This window comes from Halomicrobium sp. HM KBTZ05, assembly GCF_041530035.1.
Taxonomy (GTDB): Archaea; Halobacteriota; Halobacteria; order Halobacteriales; family Haloarculaceae; genus Halomicrobium.
Map to the genome: position 1 here is coordinate 2,716,249 of NZ_CP168057.1, position 14,350 is coordinate 2,730,598.

The following is a 14,350-nucleotide window of genomic DNA, read 5'->3' on the forward strand; positions in this document are numbered from 1 at the left end:
ACATTTTTCGAGGAGTGAGCGAAGAAAGCCGACGACGAAACCGGTCGCTGCGTTCCGCAGATCGTCCCAGGTCGGATTCTCTGATTCGAAACGAACGACCCGCCGTTTTATTCACTTCCTGATCGTAGCCGTCACATGCTCTCACGAGTCCTGGTCCCGATGGACGATTCGGAGATGGCGCATCGAGCCCTTGAGTATGCGCTCGAGAACCACCCGAACGCAGAAATCACCGTCTTGCATGTCGTGGGAGAACCGTCAGCGATGGGAGGGAAAGCCACCGCACTCGCTCTTGAGGACGATATCGAAGCGGCTGCCCAGGAGCGCGCACAGGAGGTATTCGATGACGCCCGGGATTTCGCCGCTGAGTACGATGTCGAGGTTACTACCGAGGTGCAACTGGGGCATCCGGCACGGGCGATTCTAAACGAGGCCAGCGATTTCGATGCGGTCGTAATCGGAAGTCACGGCGGCTCGATGGTTGACCGACTGGTCATCGGGAACGTCGCCCAGAAGGTGTTCCGCAACTCACCTGTCCCCGTAATTGTCGCACGGTGAGTGACTCCGAGGGGGCCAACCGAGAGTGTCCAGAGTCAAACGACCGCTCCATCTCGCGGTGGTGGGCCGAGGACTGCGACGACCTGCAACGCTGTGCGCGCGGACCCTACTCTTCGTCGACCAACTGCTCGGCCAGGAGCGGCACGAAGGTGCCGATGTCGGTGACCATCCCGACCGCCTGCGCCGACCCGCGGTCCAGGAGTTGCGTGACGGTCGCGGGGTTGATGTCGACACAGACGACCCGCGTCGTCGAGGGCAGGCAGTTCCCGACGGCGACGGAGTGCAGCAGCGTCGAGAGCATCAGCACCATGTCGGCCTCGTGGGCCTGCTCGCGGATGGCGTTCTGGGCCTCGACGGCGTCGGTGATCGTGTCCGGCAGCGGGCCGTCGTCGCGGATCGAGCCGGCCAGCACGAAGGGTCGGTCGTTGGTGACACACTCGTACATCACGCCGGAGTCGATCGTCCCAGACTCGACGGCGGCCTCGATGCCGCCTTCGCGGATGATCTCCGAGATGGTGTAGATGTGGTGTTTGTGGCCCTTGCGGGCGTGATCGAGGCTCTCGGTGTCCAGTCCGAGCGAGGTGCCATAGAGGTCGCGCTCGATGTCGTGGACGGCGAAGCCGTTGCCCGCAGAGAGCATGTCGACGTACCCCTCGCGGACGAGGCGGCCAAGGTCCTCGCGTGCGCCCGAGTGGATCAACGCCGGGCCACAGACGGCGAGGACCTTCCCGCCGTTCGCTCGGGTCTCCTCGATGGCCTCTGCGATCTGGCGGATCGTCGACTCGGAGGGCCGTTCGGAGGAGACGCCGCCCTGCATGAACCCGAAGGCTCCTTGCTGGCCTCGCGGACGCTCCGGTGGGGCGATCCTGATTCCGGTCTCACCGGTGACGATCTGGTCGCCGGCCTCGACGGCGTTGAGCACCTTCGTGTAGGCCCGTGGCTCGTCGGTGTCGACGACGACGGCACAGTCCATCTCGACGTTCTCGACGGTGAGCCACTCGTCGTCGTAGCGGACGAACGTCGGGTGGTTCGTCGTCGAGTAGAAACCGTGGGGCACCACCTGGTCGGCGGGCGCGGGCTCCAGCGTCACGTCTTTCGGATCTGCCGGGTTCGCGCCGTTCTGGTGGAGTTCGTGGACGATCGACTGCAGCGTCGCCTCGTCGTCGGCCTCGACCAGCAGGCGAGCGTAGGACTCGTCGGTCTTGTGCCGGCCGATGTCGAACGTCTCGACGGTGAACGAGCCACCCAGATCCATGATGATGCCAAAGCACGTCTGCATCATCCCGGAGTCGATGATGTGGCCCTCCAGTTCCACCTCGCGAGAGACAGTCATGCACGGACCGACGGCCCTGGTCGCCAAGACAGTTGTGTTACCCGCCTTCGTGACCGGAACCGGCGATGTCGGACCGACAGTCGACGGCCCACGCGCAGTCGCCGGCCGCGACGAGTCGGTCGTAGAAGCGTCGCAGCCCCTCCGATCCCGTCGCTGGCAGGACGTGGAGACGGACACAGCCGTCCCGGATCGAGACGCGGAACACGTCGGAGCTGCCTTCGTCCCGGACCAGCCACAGCGGCATCGGGAGTTCGACGAACGCCCCCGAACGGTAGGGGCCGTCCGTGAGGACACGCTCGACCAGCCGGCCGAGTGCCGTCTGTGACAGCTCGGTCGCCGGTTCGAGCCGAAACATCGTCTGGCCCTCGTACTCGACCCCGCCGCTGGAGGGGTAGCGCCGCCGCGGCCGCGCCGGAATCGTAAACGAGGGCTCGCCCGTCATCTACCGCCACCTGAGGCCCGATCGGGCTTAAAATCGCGCCCGTTACCGGGTGCTGCCCCCGGCCGTCTCGTCACAGATCGTGACCGGTCGCGTGCGAACCGAAACGGATAGGCCGGAGCCACACCCGGTGGGAGCTATGGCACCGACCGTCGACGAGCTACGCAACGAGATTCGGGTCGCCGTCGACCGCTACGAGCGCGTCGAGTCCACGGCCTTCACGAAGGAGGCCCTGGCCGCGATCTGTGAGGCAGTGGGCTACGAGATCGACACCGACCGGCTCCCACCGAAAGGAGAGATGCGCGGCGGCATTCGCCGCGAGATCGGCGAGACGGAGACCGTAGAGCGAACCGACCGGGCCTTCCGGAAGGCAGAACTGGAGGCGATCGCCGCGGCGCTGGACGCGGAGTGATCGGTCGGCGACGCCCGACCGGTTCGGTGTGAGCGATACGGTCTGCCGGTGCGTCGTGCAGCGATTCGCGATCTCGGTGTGGTGGCGTGTGGCGGGGAGCCGACAGTATTAGACGCTGGCGACCCCACGTCTCGGTATGTGCGGTCGCTACAGTCTGTTCGCGCCACGCGAGGACATCGAAGCGCGCTTCGGCGCGACCTTCGCCGAAGCGTACGAGCCGCGGTACAACGCCGCGCCCCGTCAGTCCCTCCCGGTGATCACCGCCGACGAGCCCGAGACGATCCAGCGGATGGAGTGGGGGCTGATCCCGTCGTGGGCCGACGACCGAAGCGAGTTCGAGTTCATCAACGCCCGCGCCGAGACGGTCACCGAGAAGCGAAGCTTCGCCGAGGCTTACGAGCGACGCCGGTGTCTGGTGCCCGCGGACGGCTTCTACGAGTGGCGAGAGGAGGGAGCCGAGAAGCAGCCGTATCGGGTCACCAGAGACGACCAACGCCCCTTCGCGATGGCGGGGCTGTGGGAACGATGGCGGCCGCCACAGCGACAGGCCGGACTCGGTGAGTTCGGGACCCAGACGGACGGCGCGCACGGCGAGACGACGGCCGTCGAGACGTTCACAATCTTGACGACCGAGCCAAACGAGTTCGTCCGCGAGCTACACCACCGGATGTCCGTGATCCTCGATCCGGGCGAAGAGAAGATCTGGCTCCACGGCGACGACGACGAGCGCCGCGCCCTGCTGGAGCCCTACGACGGCGAACTCGCGGCTCGTCCGGTCTCGACGGCGGTCAACGATCCCAGCAACGACTCACCCGCGGTCCTCGACGCACCCGGCGTGTAGGGTCAATCGAGGGCAGAGACGACCAGTCGTCTCGTGTGTCGGCTGTGCGTCCCGAAGCGTCTCGTGCTCTGGAGTCGTGGCGAACTCGAGACAGTGACTGCCGACAGTCTCACTCGGAGGGGTTGTTTCCGCGATCGAAGCGGTACACCATCTCCCACATCGCGTCCTCTGTGTCCCGGTCCTCCGTGGCTTCTTCGAGCTTGCGGTACAGCTGGTCTGAGACCGTGATCTGTGGCATCAGTTCTTCATAATTGTTCATTGGACATAAATGTGCCTGGACTCGGAACCGAGTTAACCGACACACGAAGCGTGACTTCAACCACCTCAGTACGGAGGGAGACCACTCAGCGTCGCCGCCGTCCAACTACGGGTGCATGACCGCTGCTGGAGACACCGTCGAACGAGTAGCCGCGGCAGAGCGCGTCACCGATCTCGTCGGTGAGACGCCGCTGTTGTGGCTCGACTCGTTTGCGTCGAACCTGTACGGCAAGCTCGAATCGTCGAACCCCTACTCGGTCAAAGACCGCATCGCGCTGGCGATGGTCGAGGCCGCACGCGAGTGCGGTGCGCTGTCGGCGGACGGTACCGTCGTCGAGGCGACCAGCGGGAACACCGGGATCGGGCTGGCAGCGGTCTGTGCGGCCAACGGCTACGACTGCGTGCTGACGATGCCGGCGTCGATGAGCGAGGAGCGTCGTCGGCTGTTGCGAGCCCTCGGTGCCGACCTCGAACTGACCCCTGCCGAGGACGGCATGGGCGGCGCGATCGAACGTGCCGACGAGCTGGCCGAGGCCGATGACGCCGTCCGAGCCCGCCAGTTCGAGAACGAGGCCAACCCCAGCGCACACCGCGAGACGACCGGACCCGAGATCTGGGACGCCACTGACGGCGGCGTCGACGCCGTCGTCGCCGGGGTCGGCACCGGCGGGACGATCACCGGCGTCTCCGAACACCTCAAAGAAGATCGGGGCAAGACCGCCGTGACCTCGGTGGCCGTCGAACCCGACGCCTCGCGGCTCCTCTCAGCCGACGACCCGGACAGCCACGACATTCAGGGGATCGGCCCCGGCTTCGTCCCCGACGTGTTGCGACGGGACCTGCTCGACGAGGTCCGGACGATCACGTCGGACGACGCCCGCGAGTGGAGCCGGCGACTCGGCCACGAGGAGGGCGTCCTCGTCGGCATCTCCGCCGGTGCGGCCCTCGGCGTCGCCGTCGAGTACGCGCGCGAGCACCCCGACGAGACCGTCGTCGTCGTCCTCCCAGACACCGGCGAGCGGTATCTGTCGACCGACCTATTCGAGTAGACCGCCCCGTTAATCTCTCCTTACTCCCGTTAATGCCTAGGTACTGCAATTATGAATTAGTAGCCGACCGTGGATGCTGAGATATGGACACGGAGCGGGCCACGGTCGAGTTGAAGTTCGAACTGCGCGATCCGGAGCACTTCCTCGTCGCGATGTCGGACGAACTCGACTGTCGCGTCGTCAACGAGGACGTGATACACCGAGACGACGGCGACGTGTTACGATACTACACCGTCGCAGCGACGCCGTCGGAGACGAAACGCTTCGCGCAGTCGTTTCCGGGCGTCAGATCGACCCGGATCGTCCGATCGGACGGCGACACCTGTCTACTGGAGGTCGTCGCCGACAGCCAAGACTGCATCCACTGCACGCTGGCGACGGTCCACGCCGTCGTCAAGCGAACCGTCGCCGACGCCGGGACGGGGATGGTCGTCGTCGAGGTACCCCACGACGCCGACCCGAGCACCGTCGTGGACGCGGTCGTCCGACACCACGCCGGAGCGACGCTGCTGTCAAAGTGGCACCGTGACGACGCCGACCTCGTCGCCGTGACGGGAGCGGTCGGAGCGGAACGGTACCTCTCGTCGCTGACCACGAAACAGCGAGACGCCGTCCGTGCGGCCGTCCAGAGTGGCTATCTGGCCTGGCCGCGCCGAAGCTCCGCGAGCGACTGTGCGGCCGCGCTGGGCATCTCACAGCCGACCTTCAGCCAGCACCTCTATCGCGGGCTGGAAGTGCTGTTGCTGGAGGTGTTCGAGGTGCCAGACGACGAACACGACAGTGTGCCCGCGAGCCACTAGCCATTCAGCATAGGCAATAGTTTCACTCCGAGCAATCCCATCCACCAAAATGGCAGCACTACCCGTGCCGATGGGAAGGGCACGACACCGATCAGCTATGCTCAGTATGACATCAGAGGTTCCGAACCACAGTACAGCACGTGAACCACCAGCCACGACCGAAGACATCGTTCGTGCCGTCGCAGACCGGGAAGGGGTCGCCGCGACGGACCTGACGCCACTGTATCACGTCGTGGATCCAGAGGCACTCGATGCGATGGTGACACACACCGAAACCACGGTACGGGTCTCGTTCGACTACGAGGGATACACCGTCACCGTCGAGGACGAAACCGTCACGATCGAAGAGCTCTAACACTCATTCTCGCCGTCCGCGCGACGACCTAGTTCGTCGTCGTGATTTCGACCACGTCCCGGTGATCGAGTAGCGTGTCCGCACCGATCTGGCGGCCGCTGCGAACGTCGTGGGCGTGCAGGAAGCCGTCGCCGATGTCGGTGTGCAGGAAGTACGCGAAGTCCTCGGCGGTCGCGCCGTCTTCCAGCACGAAGCAATCTTGCAGGAAGGTGCCGTCTTCCTGTGGCTTGCGCGCGCCGGGGAAGATCGCGATCGAACCCAGTTCGTCGAACAGCGCCGTCTCGATGGCCTGCTGGACGCCCGTGCCCCCGTACTCGCCGACGAACTCGCTGATCTGCTCCAGTGCGGTCGCTTTCTCCGCGGGCACGTCCTCGACGATCTCGAACTCGCTGTCGCCGGGCAGGTAGTCGAGGACGCCCTGTTCGTCGCCGTTCTTGAGCGCCTTCTCGGCGTGGGCGCTGGTCGGGACGATCGTGAGGTGGTCGTAGTCGGGATCTGCCGTGATTTCCTCGAAGTTCGCCTGGGCCGCGGGCGTGTCCATCTTGTTGGCCGCGATCACCATCGGCTTGGTGCGCTTGCGGATCTCGCGGGCGAGTGCCTCGCGGTCCGCGTCGTCCCACGTGTCGGGGTCCAGTTCGAGATCCAGCGAGAGGATCACCTGCTTGATCTCGTCTTTGTTGGTTCGGAACGCGTCCATCTGGGTCGCCAGGTCCTCCTCGATGGCCGCCTCCTCGCCGTGGTACCCCGAGCGATAGCGCTCGATGCCCTTCTCCAGTACGTCGAGGTACCACATGTCCAGTTCGTCTTCGAGGAAGTCGATGTCCTCGCGGGGGTCGTGGTCCTCGGTGGGCTCGCCCTCGATGTCGGTCGTCCCAGAGAAGTCGACGACGTGGAGCAACACGTCGGCCTCGTTGAGGTCCGAGAGGAACTGGTTGCCCAGTCCCCGCCCCTCGTGGGCACCGGGGACGAGGCCGGCTACGTCGACGAGACGCACGGGGACGAACCGGGTGCCGTCCTCGCAGTAGCCGAGGTTCGGCGTGCAGGTGTGGTCGAACTCGGGGGCGGCACACTCGACGCGAACGTAGGCCTCGCCGACGCTGGGGTCGATCGTCGTGAAGGGATAGGCCCCTTCGGGCACGTCGTTCATCGTCGCCGCGTTGAAGAAGGTGGACTTGCCGACAGAGGGTTTGCCGACGAGTCCGACGTCGAAGCTCATGCACACAGTCACGCCAATCGGCCGTTTAAACGCTGTCAAAGCGAACGGGAGTGGGGGTGAGTCGCACACGCGAGCGCGCACTGGCGTCCCGTCGCTCGGTGAGCTACACCCTCGCCTCGTAGACGTTGACCGTCCGCTCGATGCCGTCGAACTCGACGGTCCGCTGACCCACGCGGTCGAAGTGCTTCTCGTAGAAGGCGTTGCCGACCTCGTTGGCCACCAGCACCTCGTCGCGGATCGTCGTCGTCTCGATGTCGGCGAGGTGCTGGCGGCCCCGTTCGAGAAGCGCCGTTCCGACGCCGTCTCCCCAGTAATCCGGGTGGACGTAGATGTCGAGGTCGCCGACACCGATCGCCTCGGTCATGCCACAGCTGGCGTAGCCGACGACCGCGTCCTCGACCGTCGCCACGAACAGCCCGACCTCGTCGAGGGCGATCAGCTCCGTGAGCACGTCCCGTGCGTACCCCTCGTCGACCATCTCGTCGATGCGCGCCTCGTCGAACACGTCCCGGTAGGTCGCGTGCCAGGCGGCGTGTGCGACCCGCCGAATCGCTGCCACGTCGTCTTCTGTCGCCGGCCGGACCGTGACATTTGGTGGCATGAGTGACGGTACGAACGAGATCCCCATAGCGTTACCCCTGCCGTCGCCACCGGTCAGTGTCAAAGGTGATACTCCCGCCGGTAGGGCTAAGTCGAGGGCTCACAGATTGGGGGTATCCGACGTATGGTTCACAGTCGACAGCACACGTTCCCGGCGATGCAGGCACGCACAGGGAGGCGGTCCCGATGAGTCTCGTTCGCAAGTTCACCGTCGTCGTCGTGACGCTGTTGCTGGCCTCGACACTCGTCACGGGCAATCTGCTGGCGGCGGCCCACCTGACCGTCCTCGATCCGGGGTTCACCCAGACGGCTATCGAGGAGGAAGGCGGCTATCAGCTCGTCGAGAACGCGACGATAGCGACGGCGAGCAGTCAGGTCTCTGCCGGCGTCGCCGAGGGAGTCGACACCGAGGCGCTGCTTCGTGAGAGCATCGATCGGTCGTATCTGGCCAACCAGACCGAGCGCAACGTCGCGGCGACGTACGCGTATCTCCACGGCAACAGCGAGACGCTGAATCTCACCGTCGACACGGCACCGCTCAAGAGCGAACTGTCGGTGGCGGTCGAGGAACAGGTGCGCAACGCGACCGTCCCGGAACTGCTCGCACAGTCCGAGACGGAGCTGGACGGCCCCGTCGACGAGTCGACCGTCGAGCAGATGACCGCAAACGAGAGCGGATACGCGGCCGCGAAGGCCGACTTCCGCGACGACGTCCGCCAGCGGGTCCTCGACGAGGCCGTCGAGCGGGCCTGGCAAAACACCAGCAACGACGAGAAGCTGGCGCTGGTGATCCCCGACTACGACCCGCGAGAGTACACCGAAGAAGAGAAAGAGCAACTCGTCGCTGACAACGAGACGGAGATCAGAGCGGCGCTGCGAGAGCGCGTCGAGAACGAGCGCGGCGACGAGATCGACCAAGAGGTCGACACGCAGCTCACCGCGATCAACGAATCGGTCGCACCGAGCGACGCCGACAGCGACGGGATCGACGCGGTGACGACCGACATGCGGGCGACGTTCGCCGAGGCGCTGACGACGGACATGAGCTACCAGACGTTCCAGTCCGAGATCGACGACCACAAGGCCGCGGCGGCGGCCGCCGTCGGTGACCAGACGGAAGCCCAGCTCGACGAGCAACTGCCCGACACGCTGGATCTGACCGAGGACATGGACCCCGCGACGCGACAGAGCCTCGAAGACGCCCGGACCGCGGTCACCTGGCTGGATCGGCTGGTGTTCGTCCTCCCGCTGGTCGGGCTGGCACTCGTGGGCCTGCTGTACTACGCGACCCGCTCGGTCCAGACCGTCGCGGGTTCGCTCGGTTTCTCGCTCGTGATCGCCGGGCTCCCGATCTACCTCGCGCTGGGGCCGCTGCAGTCGTTCGTCGAACGGAGCGTCACACAGCAGATCGCGGGCGGCGACGCGTCGGCAGCGCCGATGATCGAGCTGTTCCTGGGGATCGTCGGCCAGCTGTTCGGTCGCGTCGGCACCGTCTCACTGGCGTTCGCACTCGCCGGTGGCGTCGTGGTGGCGGTGTGGCTCCTGTTCAGGTACGACGTGATCGGCGGAGGCGAGGAGCGCACGGCGGCCGAGGCGGCCGCGGCCGCCGACGCCGAGGCGATGGCCCAGACGGAGTCCGAGAGCTCGGAGCCGGCCGAGGCCGAGGAGACGACGGCGACCGGAGAGACAGACGAAGCGTCCGCAGCGACAGACGAGTAACGGTCAGAGCTCGGTCGCGGCCTCTCTGTGGGCGGCCATCTCACTGACGACTTTCTCGCGGAGAACGTCGATGACCGCCGGGTTCGTTCCCTCGGGGACGATGAGGTCCGCGTTCTCCTTGGTCGGCTCGACGAACTGCTCGTGCATCGGCTTGACCGTCGACAGGTACTGCTCGACGACGCCGTCGACGGTGCGGCCGCGCTCGGTCACGTCCCGCTGGAGGCGACGGAGCACGCGAACGTCGGCGTCGGTCTGGACGTAGAGCGCGAGATCGAGCTGTGCGACGATCCGGTCGTGGTACAGCGCGAAGATCCCCTCCAGCACGACGATCGGCCCCGGATCGACCGTCCTGGCGGTCGGCGCGCGGGCGTGTCTCTCGAAATCGTACTGGGGCACGGTCACCGTCTCGCCGCGCGCGAGGGCCTCGACGTCCGCGACGAGGCGGTCCCAGTCGATGGCGTCCGGGTGGTCGAAGTTGCGGTCCTCGCGTTCCGCGAGCGGGAGCTCGGAGAGGTCCTCGTAGTAGTCGTCCAGCGAGATGATCGTTATCTCCGGATCGACCGCCTGCGAGAGATCCCTCGCGATCGTCGACTTGCCCGCGCCGGACCCCCCGGCGATACCGAGCACGAATGCATCAGCCATCCAGACGGCATCTCTGTCGTATCGGTACGAAAGATTTCCTATCTCGACTGATACTGCCGGCTGTACATCTATGAACGATTTCGCCACCCCGGAGTGGCGAAGCTCGTCACGAAGTGACAGCCGGCAGTAACGGGTCAGTCGCTTGTGATGGGCATCAGGCGACCCAGACGGGACTGAAAGCGACAACGAGCCCTTCCAGGTCGAGGTCCTACTGGTCGATCCGCTCGCGTGCTCCGGCGACCAGCAGCGGCAGCGTGATCGTCGCGTCGGCGTACACCGAGGCGTTGCGGGCGGCCTTCTCCAGTTTCCCCCAGGAGCGGGCTTCGTCCAGCGTCGCGCCGGAGAGGCCGCCGGTGTTTGGCTGGTCCATCGTCAGCTGGACCGCGTAGTCGTAGGCGTCGGGCGAGACCAGCATCGTCTGGAGGACGTAGTTCTTCGGGACGCCGCCGCCGACGACCAGCGCGCCGGCCTCGTCGGCCTCGTAGGCCAGGTCGGTGATCGCGGTCATGTCGCCAAGCGCGTCCAGCGTGAACGGCGAGGTCTGTGAGTACATCCACGACTGGAGCCCCAGCACGGAGTCCTGAACGGCCGGACAGTGGATCGGCACGTCGTGCTCGTAGGCCGCCGCGGCGATGCCGGCCCCCTCGTCGATGTCCTCGGACTCGTTGACCGCGGCGTTGGCCCGGCCCAGCTCCTCGGTGAGGCGCTGGATGGAGACGCCGCCGTCGTCACACTCCTCGGCGAGGACCGGGAACACCTCGTCGCGGAGGTGCGATTCGAACAGCGCGAAGTGTTCCTGCGGGAGGTAGACGTTGTAGATGCGGTCGACGCCCTCGTCGCGGAGGCTCTCGTCGTGCTCGCGCTCGGTCTTGTCCTCGGCGTGGACCTGCCCATGATGATGCTTGCCGCCGATGGCCTCGATGGTGTCGTGGGTGAGGTTCGCGCCCGTCGTGACGAGCGCGTCGACGTGGCCGTCCCGAATCAGGTCGGCGACGATGGCCCGCATCCCCGTCGGGACCATCGCGCCCGCGAGGCCGACAAAGGTCGTCACGTCGTCGTCACACATCTCGGCGAAGATGTCGACGGCCTCGTGGAGGTCCGCCGCACCGATCCCCGCCGCGCCGTACTGTTCGACCAGTTCGCCGACGGTCATCCCGCCGCGGACGTCCACGTGGTCGATCGGATCGTGGCTGAAGGTCTCGCGCTCGTCGTCGCTCATTGTCGGTACTCGACGGCCCCGCGCTTTCAACGCCCCGGTTCGCGCCGAAAGCCCATGGGGCCAGGACCCGTAGCGGGGGCGTATGGACACGGTCGACGCCGAGAGACGGCTGCCCGAACGGACGCGCGAACGGCTCAGAAACCGCGTGACCCGGACGGGCGAACGGGACGACCTCGAAGTGACTGCGCCCTACACCGGCGAGCGGGTTGGGGCGGTGCCGCTGTGTACGGCCGAGGACGTGCAGACTGCCGTCGAGCGCGCCCGAGCGGCCGGAGCGGCGTGGGCCGAGCGGCCGGTCGAACAGCGGGCGGCGATCCTCCAGTCCGTCGCCGACGAGATGCTCGACGACCGGGCCGGCCTGCTCGACACCGTCCAGTTGGAGACCGGGAAAGCCCGCTTCGACGCCCTCGAAGAACTGCTCGACGTGGTCCTCAACGCCGACTACTACGCGCGAAAAGGGCCGGACTATCTGGCCGCAGACGAGCGAACGGGCGGACTCCCGCTGGTGACGACGGCGACGGAGTATCACGATCCGGTCGGAGTGGTGGGATTGATCGAGCCCTGGAACTACCCGCTGACGCTCGCGATCTCGGACATGCTCCCAGCGTTGCTCGCGGGCAACGGCGTCTTGCTGAAGCCCGCCGAGGCGACGCCGTTTACCGCGCTGCGGGCCGTCGAACTGCTGGACCGAGCGGGCGTCCCGACGGATCTCGTCCAGGTCGTGACCGGGCGCGGCGAGACGCTGGGCGAGCCGCTCATCGAGGGGATCGACCACCTCACGTTCACCGGCTCGACGGCGACCGGGCGGATCGTCGCCGGGCTGGCCGGCCAACAGCTCGTCGACGCGTCCCTGGAGCTGGGCGGCAAGAACCCGGCGGTCGTGTTAGAGGACGCGGACATTGCCGACGCCGCGCGTGGGATCGCGCGCGGAGCCTTCGCGAACGCCGGCCAGCTGTGTATCTCCTTCGAGCGCGTCTTCGTCGACCACCGGATCTACGACGACTTCCGCGACGCGCTGGTCCGGGCGACCGAACGGCTCGACGTTGGTGCGAGCTTCGACTTCGAGCCGGACGTGGGGTCACTGATCGCACAGCACCAGCTGGAGACCGTCCAGGCCCACGTCGCCGACGCCCGCGAGCGCGGTGCGACCGTCGAGACGGGCGGCCAGCGCCGCGAGGACGTGGGGCCGCTGTGTTACGAGCCGACGGTGCTGACGGGGCTGCCCGCAGACGCCGACGCCGCCCGTGAGGAGACCTTCGGGCCGGTACTGTCGGTGACGCCGGTCGCCGGCAGCGAGGAGGCGATCGCGCGCGCCAACGACACCGACTACGGACTCCACGCCAGCGTCTGGACAGCCGACACCGAGCGCGGGCGAGGAGTCGCCCGCCAGATCGAGGCCGGCTCGGTCTCGATCAACGACGGCTACCTCGGAATGTGGGCCTCGACGGACGCGCCGATGGGCGGCGTCGGCGACTCCGGGATCGGTCGCCGGCACGGCCGCCAGGGGATCGAGAAGTACACAGAGACACAGACGGTCACGACCCAGCGGGGGCCGCCGCTGGCTCCCGTCGACGGCGTCCCCAAACGCTGGATCGGGCGGGCGGCACAGGCCGGCGTCGAGGTCCTGCGCTGGTGGCGTCGCCACCGGCCGGGAGGACCGTAGTGCAGTTTCTCACCGGCTTCCCCGGCTTCCTGGGGTCGGCGCTGGTCGAGCGGCTGCTACAGCGTGGCGACGAACAGATCACCTGTCTGGTCCAGCCGGCCTACCGGGAGGAAGCTCTGCGACGGCGGCGATCGCTGACCGAGGCCGCCGGAGTCGAGGCCGGACGAGTCCGACTCGTCGAGGGCGACATCACCGAACCCGACCTCGGGCTCGACGACCCCGCGTCGCTGCGAGCGGCGACGCGGACGGTGTATCACCTGGCCGCGGTGTACGACCTCGGCGTCGAACGGGCGCTGGCCGAGCGGGTCAACGTCGACGGGACCGAGCACGTGCTCGACTTCGCCGAACGGGCCGGCGTCGACCGCTTGCACTACGTCAGCACCTGCTACGTCAGCGGCCGCCACGACGGCACGTTCACCCACGCGGACCTCGACGTGGGCCAGTCGTTCAACAACCACTACGAGGCGACGAAGTTCGCCGCCGAGGTCGCCGTCCAGGAGCGCATGGCCGCGGGCCTCCCGGCGACGATCTACCGCCCCGCGATCGCCGTCGGCGACAGCCAGACCGGCGCGACCCAGAAGTACGACGGCCCCTACTACCTCCTCGCGGTGCTCCGTCGCCAGCCACGTCTCGCCGTCGCGCCCGCACCCGCGGCACCGACGACCATGAACGTCGTGCCGCGGGACTTCGTCGTCGACGCCATCGCTGCACTGTCCGCGCGGGCTGACACCGTCGGCGAGGTGTACCAGCTGTGCAACCCTCACCCGCCGACGGTCGCCGGCATTCTGCGCGCGTTCGGGCGAGCGACCAGACAGATCGTCGTCCCGCTGCGCGGGACCGCGGGACTCTCGACGGCGTTGCTGGAGCGACTCCCGGCCGTCGCCGAGCGATACGGCCTCGAACCGGCAGCGATGCCGTATCTCACGCACCCGACGACCTACACCGACACGAACGCCCGTCGAGCGCTGTCGGGGACGGGCGTGGCCTGCCCGCTGTTCGAGAGCTACGCCGACAGGCTGGTCGCCTACGCCCGCGAACACCCGGGGATCGACGACAGTGCGATGGTGTGAACGACTGTCGTCGTCCGAGAACTGCTGTTTCGTCGGCTTTCGCCCACAGGCGAGTGGAACCCACAGAAACTGGGCGCGATCGTGGACGACCCGTCGCCGATGTGCGCGAAAGGCGACGTATGGAAAGCAAACGTCCAGCAGAATCGGGGCAAAGAAAACGAAATGCAAGCCTTTATCCC

General features: G+C 66.9%; 16 protein-coding genes. 9 read left to right on the forward strand and 7 right to left on the reverse strand.

What is annotated here, in order from left to right; genetic code table 11:
* Positions 1-135: 135 nt before the first annotated feature.
* Positions 136-555 carry a universal stress protein gene (locus ACAH01_RS14085; RefSeq protein ID WP_170093477.1) on the forward strand — a complete coding sequence of 140 codons (420 nt, stop codon included), beginning with the start codon at positions 136-138 and terminating at the stop codon, positions 553-555.
* A gap of 106 nt (positions 556-661) precedes the next feature.
* On the opposite strand, the gene ACAH01_RS14090 is transcribed toward ACAH01_RS14085, so the two are convergent.
* Both ACAH01_RS14090 and ACAH01_RS14095 read right to left on the reverse strand, forming a co-directional pair.
* Positions 662-1,888 (reverse strand): TIGR00300 family protein, encoded by a 1,227-nt coding sequence (locus ACAH01_RS14090; RefSeq protein WP_372479622.1) that lies wholly within the window; start codon positions 1,886-1,888, stop codon positions 662-664.
* 37 nt (positions 1,889-1,925) lie between these two features.
* Positions 1,926-2,330: a hypothetical protein gene (locus ACAH01_RS14095; RefSeq protein WP_372479623.1), complete on the reverse strand. Its 405-nt coding sequence runs from the start codon at positions 2,328-2,330 to the stop codon at positions 1,926-1,928.
* Positions 2,331-2,466: 136 nt separating this feature from the next.
* Between ACAH01_RS14095 and ACAH01_RS14100 the strand changes: the two genes are divergently transcribed.
* Positions 2,467-2,739 (forward strand): hypothetical protein, encoded by a 273-nt coding sequence (locus ACAH01_RS14100; RefSeq protein ID WP_018257160.1) that lies wholly within the window; start codon positions 2,467-2,469, stop codon positions 2,737-2,739.
* 136 nt (positions 2,740-2,875) lie between these two features.
* On the forward strand, positions 2,876-3,580 hold the full coding sequence (locus ACAH01_RS14105) for an SOS response-associated peptidase (RefSeq protein ID WP_170093474.1): 705 nt from the start codon (positions 2,876-2,878) through the stop codon (positions 3,578-3,580).
* Positions 3,581-3,689: 109 nt separating this feature from the next.
* Here ACAH01_RS14105 and ACAH01_RS14110 read toward each other — a convergent pair whose 3' ends face one another.
* The gene (locus ACAH01_RS14110) at positions 3,690-3,818 is read right to left on the reverse strand and encodes a hypothetical protein (protein ID WP_018257158.1); all 129 of its coding nucleotides are present in this window, start codon (positions 3,816-3,818) and stop codon (positions 3,690-3,692) included.
* Positions 3,819-3,954: 136 nt separating this feature from the next.
* Between ACAH01_RS14110 and cysK the strand changes: the two genes are divergently transcribed.
* The 3 genes from cysK (at position 3,955) to ACAH01_RS14125 (ending at position 6,042) form a co-directional block, all read left to right on the forward strand.
* The gene (cysK, locus tag ACAH01_RS14115) at positions 3,955-4,887 is read left to right on the forward strand and encodes a cysteine synthase A (protein WP_153552473.1); all 933 of its coding nucleotides are present in this window, start codon (positions 3,955-3,957) and stop codon (positions 4,885-4,887) included.
* A gap of 83 nt (positions 4,888-4,970) precedes the next feature.
* Positions 4,971-5,687 (forward strand): bacterio-opsin activator domain-containing protein, encoded by a 717-nt coding sequence (locus ACAH01_RS14120; protein ID WP_153552472.1) that lies wholly within the window; start codon positions 4,971-4,973, stop codon positions 5,685-5,687.
* Between the two features lie 106 nt (positions 5,688-5,793).
* On the forward strand, positions 5,794-6,042 hold the full coding sequence (locus ACAH01_RS14125) for a HalOD1 output domain-containing protein (RefSeq protein ID WP_372479624.1): 249 nt from the start codon (positions 5,794-5,796) through the stop codon (positions 6,040-6,042).
* A gap of 28 nt (positions 6,043-6,070) precedes the next feature.
* Here the strand turns inward: ACAH01_RS14125 and ACAH01_RS14130 are convergent, their stop codons facing one another.
* Both ACAH01_RS14130 and ACAH01_RS14135 read right to left on the reverse strand, forming a co-directional pair.
* A complete protein-coding gene (locus ACAH01_RS14130; protein WP_372479625.1) occupies positions 6,071-7,258 on the reverse strand; it encodes a redox-regulated ATPase YchF in 1,188 nt (395 codons plus the stop codon).
* Between the two features lie 103 nt (positions 7,259-7,361).
* Positions 7,362-7,859, reverse strand: coding sequence for an N-acetyltransferase family protein (locus tag ACAH01_RS14135; RefSeq protein ID WP_372479626.1), 498 nt, complete (start codon positions 7,857-7,859; stop codon positions 7,362-7,364).
* Between the two features lie 185 nt (positions 7,860-8,044).
* Between ACAH01_RS14135 and ACAH01_RS14140 the strand changes: the two genes are divergently transcribed.
* On the forward strand, positions 8,045-9,577 hold the full coding sequence (locus tag ACAH01_RS14140; RefSeq protein WP_372479627.1) for a hypothetical protein: 1,533 nt from the start codon (positions 8,045-8,047) through the stop codon (positions 9,575-9,577).
* Positions 9,578-9,580: 3 nt separating this feature from the next.
* On the opposite strand, the gene udk is transcribed toward ACAH01_RS14140, so the two are convergent.
* Both udk and ACAH01_RS14150 read right to left on the reverse strand, forming a co-directional pair.
* Positions 9,581-10,219: a uridine kinase gene (udk, locus tag ACAH01_RS14145; protein WP_170093469.1), complete on the reverse strand. Its 639-nt coding sequence runs from the start codon at positions 10,217-10,219 to the stop codon at positions 9,581-9,583.
* 208 nt (positions 10,220-10,427) lie between these two features.
* Entirely contained in the window at positions 10,428-11,438 is a 1,011-nt protein-coding gene (locus ACAH01_RS14150) for a deoxyhypusine synthase (RefSeq protein WP_372479628.1), read from the reverse strand.
* Positions 11,439-11,520: 82 nt separating this feature from the next.
* Between ACAH01_RS14150 and ACAH01_RS14155 the strand changes: the two genes are divergently transcribed.
* Complete coding sequence (locus ACAH01_RS14155) at positions 11,521-13,101, forward strand: succinic semialdehyde dehydrogenase (RefSeq protein WP_372479629.1); 1,581 nt, start codon at positions 11,521-11,523, stop codon at positions 13,099-13,101.
* Positions 13,101-14,171 carry an SDR family oxidoreductase gene (locus ACAH01_RS14160; protein ID WP_153552463.1) on the forward strand — a complete coding sequence of 357 codons (1,071 nt, stop codon included), beginning with the start codon at positions 13,101-13,103 and terminating at the stop codon, positions 14,169-14,171. Before ACAH01_RS14155 ends, ACAH01_RS14160 begins: the two co-directional genes overlap by 1 nt.
* The last annotated feature ends 179 nt before the right edge of the window (positions 14,172-14,350 follow it).

Coding starts and splice junctions, on each gene's coding strand:
- ACAH01_RS14085 (WP_170093477.1), top strand. CDS start 136: ATGCTCTCACGAGTCCTGGTCCCGATGGACGATTCGGAGATGGCGCAT.
- ACAH01_RS14090 (WP_372479622.1), bottom strand. CDS start 1,888: ATGACTGTCTCTCGCGAGGTGGAACTGGAGGGCCACATCATCGACTCC.
- ACAH01_RS14095 (WP_372479623.1), bottom strand. CDS start 2,330: ATGACGGGCGAGCCCTCGTTTACGATTCCGGCGCGGCCGCGGCGGCGC.
- ACAH01_RS14100 (WP_018257160.1), top strand. CDS start 2,467: ATGGCACCGACCGTCGACGAGCTACGCAACGAGATTCGGGTCGCCGTC.
- ACAH01_RS14105 (WP_170093474.1), top strand. CDS start 2,876: ATGTGCGGTCGCTACAGTCTGTTCGCGCCACGCGAGGACATCGAAGCG.
- ACAH01_RS14110 (WP_018257158.1), bottom strand. CDS start 3,818: ATGCCACAGATCACGGTCTCAGACCAGCTGTACCGCAAGCTCGAAGAA.
- cysK (WP_153552473.1), top strand. CDS start 3,955: ATGACCGCTGCTGGAGACACCGTCGAACGAGTAGCCGCGGCAGAGCGC.
- ACAH01_RS14120 (WP_153552472.1), top strand. CDS start 4,971: ATGGACACGGAGCGGGCCACGGTCGAGTTGAAGTTCGAACTGCGCGAT.
- ACAH01_RS14125 (WP_372479624.1), top strand. CDS start 5,794: ATGACATCAGAGGTTCCGAACCACAGTACAGCACGTGAACCACCAGCC.
- ACAH01_RS14130 (WP_372479625.1), bottom strand. CDS start 7,258: ATGAGCTTCGACGTCGGACTCGTCGGCAAACCCTCTGTCGGCAAGTCC.
- ACAH01_RS14135 (WP_372479626.1), bottom strand. CDS start 7,859: ATGCCACCAAATGTCACGGTCCGGCCGGCGACAGAAGACGACGTGGCA.
- ACAH01_RS14140 (WP_372479627.1), top strand. CDS start 8,045: ATGAGTCTCGTTCGCAAGTTCACCGTCGTCGTCGTGACGCTGTTGCTG.
- udk (WP_170093469.1), bottom strand. CDS start 10,219: ATGGCTGATGCATTCGTGCTCGGTATCGCCGGGGGGTCCGGCGCGGGC.
- ACAH01_RS14150 (WP_372479628.1), bottom strand. CDS start 11,438: ATGAGCGACGACGAGCGCGAGACCTTCAGCCACGATCCGATCGACCAC.
- ACAH01_RS14155 (WP_372479629.1), top strand. CDS start 11,521: ATGGACACGGTCGACGCCGAGAGACGGCTGCCCGAACGGACGCGCGAA.